The 3,751-nt window shown below is 57.3% G+C and carries 4 protein-coding genes, 1 tRNA gene and 1 pseudogene; 5 read left to right on the top strand and 1 reads right to left on the bottom strand.

All coding sequences use genetic code 11. The annotated features are described in order from the left end of the window. Positions 1-85: 85 nt before the first annotated feature. From prmA to BDE01S_RS09060, 5 genes and pseudogenes are all read left to right on the top strand, one after another. Positions 86-973, top strand: coding sequence for a 50S ribosomal protein L11 methyltransferase (prmA, locus tag BDE01S_RS09040; protein WP_066080496.1), 888 nt, complete (start codon positions 86-88; stop codon positions 971-973). A gap of 152 nt (positions 974-1,125) precedes the next feature. After that, on the top strand, positions 1,126-1,701 hold the full coding sequence (locus BDE01S_RS09045) for a DUF1415 domain-containing protein (RefSeq protein WP_066080499.1): 576 nt from the start codon (positions 1,126-1,128) through the stop codon (positions 1,699-1,701). Positions 1,702-1,710: 9 nt separating this feature from the next. Continuing rightward, positions 1,711-2,067, top strand: a complete 357-nt coding sequence (locus tag BDE01S_RS09050) for a YbaN family protein (protein WP_066080504.1) — start codon at positions 1,711-1,713, stop codon at positions 2,065-2,067. Between the two features lie 23 nt (positions 2,068-2,090). Then, positions 2,091-2,624, top strand: a complete 534-nt coding sequence (locus BDE01S_RS09055) for an isochorismatase family protein (protein ID WP_066080501.1) — start codon at positions 2,091-2,093, stop codon at positions 2,622-2,624. 177 nt (positions 2,625-2,801) lie between these two features. Then, positions 2,802-3,302: pseudogene (locus BDE01S_RS09060) on the top strand (GNAT family N-acetyltransferase). A 150-nt stretch (positions 3,303-3,452) separates the two neighbouring features. Here the strand turns inward: BDE01S_RS09060 and BDE01S_RS09065 are convergent. After that, a tRNA-Lys gene (locus tag BDE01S_RS09065) sits at positions 3,453-3,528 on the bottom strand. Positions 3,529-3,751 lie beyond the last annotated feature (223 nt).

Consider the following 3,751-nt stretch of genomic DNA (forward strand, 5'->3'; position numbering starts at 1 on the left):
CGACTATATTTTCACTCACGATATATCCGGCACGCCTGACTTCCCCGTTGAATATTCAGACGGCCACCCAGAAAGAAAACCCATCATGTCTTACCAACAAACCACCATTGCCGTAAACGACGCCGTTGCCGAACGCCTTGCCGACGCCCTGATGGAACACGGCGCACTGTCCGCCGCCATCGAAGACGCTTATGCCGGCACAGAAAACGAGCAAGCCATCTTCGGCGAGCCGGGCATGCCGACGGAGCAGATTTGGCAGCAAAGCAAAGTCATCGCCTTATTCGGCGAACACGACGACGCAGCCGCCGTCATCAACCGCGCCGCCGCCGAATGCGGCTTGGGCGGCATCGGTTTTGAAACCGAAATTCTGCCCGAGCAGGACTGGGTACGCCTCACGCAAGCGCAGTTCGACCCGATTCAGATTTCCGACCGCCTGTGGATTACCCCGTCGTGGCACGATGCGCCCGACGGAAACGCAGTCAACCTGCAACTCGACCCCGGCCTGGCCTTCGGCACCGGCAGCCACCCGACCACCCGCCTGTGCCTGCAATGGCTCGACAGCGAACTGAAAGGCGGCGAGAGCGTGCTCGATTACGGCTGCGGCTCCGGCATTTTAGCCATTGCCGCACTCAAACTCGGCGCAGGTTCCGCCACCGGCGTGGACATTGACGAACAAGCCATCCGCGCCAGCAACGATAATGCCGCGCAAAACAATGTCCAAGCCCGCTTCTTCCTGCCCGACGGCCTGCCTGCGGGACAGTTTGATGTTGTGGTAGCCAACATCCTCGCCAACCCGCTGCGTATGCTCGGCGAAATGCTGGCCGCGCGCACCAAACAGGGCGGCCGCATCGTCTTGTCGGGGCTGCTGGACGAGCAAGTTGAAGAATTGAGCGAAATCTACGGCCAATGGTTCGACATCGAGCCGGCGCAAATCGAAGAAGGTTGGGCGCGTTTAAGCGGCGTAAAGCGTTAAATCCGTCCGCGCAGGCCGTCTGAAAAATACGCAATATTCAGACGGCAACGCGATTGCCCCAAACGCCCGTTTTCAGACGGCCTGACAAAACAATTTGCCGCGCCGCAGCCTGCCCGCCACACGGGCGCGAAAACCGACCCGATAGAGACATTATGAATATTCCGGATAAAGACACCGTTGCCGCGCATACCCGCATGTGGCTGGAAAAAGCCGTTATCGGTCTTAATCTCTGCCCGTTTGCCAAAGCGCCGTATGCGAAAAACCGGGTGCGGATTGCCGTAAGCGAAGCCCGCCATCTCGACGGCTTTTTGGAAGACCTCGACCGCGAGCTGCAATTATTGGGCGAAACGCCGGCGGAAGAGCTGGAAACGACTTTGCTGGTGCATCCGGCATTGTTCGGCGACTTTTTGCAGTTCAACGATATGCTGGATTTGGCCGACGGCGCAGTGGCCGATAATGATTTGGAAGGCGTGGTGCAGATTGCGCCTTTCCACCCCGATTTTCAGTTTGAAGACACGGACGCCGACGACATCGGCAACTATACCAACCGCAGCCCCTATCCGACGCTGCATCTGATACGGGAAGACAGCATCGCCAAAGCTGCGGAAGCCTTTCCCGACGCATCGGCCATTTTCGGGCGCAACATTGCGCTCTTGGAAGAAATGGGCAAGGAAGGTTGGGACAAGCTGGACATACCGCGCTGCCCGTTTCATCAGCATACGGACTAGCGGCGTATGCTGGTAAGGTGGTTTTTCTGGTGCTGCGGCGCGCTGGCGCTGGCCTTGGGCATCATCGGCATCTTTCAGCCGCTGTTGCCAACCACGCCTTTTGTCTTGCTGGCCGCGTCCTGCTGGGCGAAAGCATCGCCGCGTTTCCATCATTGGCTGCTCTGCCACCCGTATTTCGGCCCGATGGTGCGGAATTGGCAGCAGAAACGCGCCGTTCCGCGCCGCGCCAAATTTCTGGCCGTGGGCATGATGACCGTATCGTGCGGCCTGCTGTTTTGGCAGGTGCAGCCGTGGCACATTCCCGCCGCCGCATCGCTGCTGTGCGCCGCCGTGGCCGTGTGGATGTTGCGGCTGCCCGACGCTTAGGCGTTTTTTGAGAGGAGAGAAAAATGAAACCCGAAAATACTTTGTGTATCGTTGTCGATATTCAGGAGCGGCTGCTGCCCGCGCTGCATGAAGCCGATAAAATGGTCGAACGCAGCCGCATCGTGCTGCAAGGCTTGCAGGCGCTGGAAGTGGCGGTAGTGGCGACCGAGCAGTATCCGAAAGGCTTGGGCAAAACCACCCCGGCCGTGCAGCTTTTGCTGGACGGTGTGCCGGTATTTGAAAAAACGCGCTTTTCGGCGCTGATTGACGAAGTAGAAGCCGTATTGACGGAGAAAAATATCCGCAATGTAGTGCTGCTCGGCGCAGAAGCCCATGTGTGTATGCTGCAGACGGTATTGGATTTGCGCGCCAAAGGGCTGGCGGTTTATGTGCCGTATGACTGCACCACCTCGCGCAGCCCCGACAACAAAGCCAACGCCCTGCAGCAGATGCGCGATGCCGGCGCGGTGGTCAGCAACAGCGAAAGCGTGCTGTTTCAGCTGTTGGCCGATGCCAAGCATCCCGCGTTTAAAACCGTATCGAAGCTGATTCAATAATCACGCGCCGTCTGCCCGAATGCTCGGGCGGCGGCAGGCGGCGGGTTGGTGGTTAAACTGTACGGGCAGAGTGATGCCCGGTTGCGTGTCCGCCGCTCATCGCCTTGTTTTATAACGACCGTATCTGATGTGATTAAGCTGCATCGGCATGATACCGCTCTGAAAGGCCGTCTGAAAATGCAATACACCATTTCCGAAGCGCGGCAGCAGGATTTGCCCGCCATTGTCGAGATTTACAACAGCACGGTGGCCACGCGCCAATCCACCGCCGACCTGTCGCCCGTCAGCGTGGCCGAGCGGCAGGTGTGGTTTGACGCGCACGGCGGCTAGCGGCCGCTGCTGGTGTTGAAAAATGATGGCGGTGAGATTTTGGGCTGGGGCAGCTTCAGCGACTATTACCCGCGCGAGGCCTACCATATCAGTGCGGAAATCAGCATTTACGTGCGCCGCGATATGCGCGGCGTGGGTGTGGGTAAAATCCTGCTGTATGATATGCTCGAACGCGCCCCCGCCTTGGGTATCCGCAATGTGTTGGCCGTGATTTTCGCCCACAACCACGCCAGCCTGCGCCTGTTTTACAACGCCGGTTTCCAAGAGTGGGGCCGGCTGCCGCAGGTTTGCGACTTGGCGGGCGAAGCGGCGGATATTGTGATTTTGGGCAAGAAAATCATGGCGTAAAGCATAAAAAAGCCGTCTGAAAACAGACGGCTTTTTTGCTCACGGGCTTGAAGATGCGCCTCGCCTGCTGCGGCAAAATCCAATTCACAGGCAATCAATTTTCAAGACAACAAAAAAGCCTAAACATCTGTTTAGGCTTTTTTGAATATCTGGTGGGTCGTGAAGGATTCGAACCTTCGACCAACGGATTAAAAGTCCGCTGCTCTACCAGCTGAGCTAACGACCCGATAAGCTGCGTATTATAGGGAGACCTTGCTGCATTGTCAAGGCTTGCGGCGCGGTTTTAATGTTTTCGGCGGCAAGTGTTTGAAATATTTTTAGATAAAGTGGCGCGGCCTGCGGTGAAGCCGTCTGAAAACGGGCAGGGGCGGTATAGTCGGAGAAATGAAATTCTGATACAAGGTGAGCCAACGCCGTAGCAGAAATTCAGCTCTCCGACTATATAGTCG

The organism is Bergeriella denitrificans NBRC 102155, from assembly GCF_001592185.1.
GTDB classification, from domain to species: domain Bacteria; phylum Pseudomonadota; class Gammaproteobacteria; order Burkholderiales; family Neisseriaceae; genus Neisseria; species Neisseria denitrificans.

What these genes read in the sequence shown, in the direction of transcription:
- prmA (WP_066080496.1), top strand. Translation starts at nt 86, where the DNA reads ATGTCTTACCAACAAACCACCATTGCCGTAAACGACGCCGTTGCCGAA.
- BDE01S_RS09045 (WP_066080499.1), top strand. Translation starts at nt 1,126, where the DNA reads ATGAATATTCCGGATAAAGACACCGTTGCCGCGCATACCCGCATGTGG.
- BDE01S_RS09055 (WP_066080501.1), top strand. Translation starts at nt 2,091, where the DNA reads ATGAAACCCGAAAATACTTTGTGTATCGTTGTCGATATTCAGGAGCGG.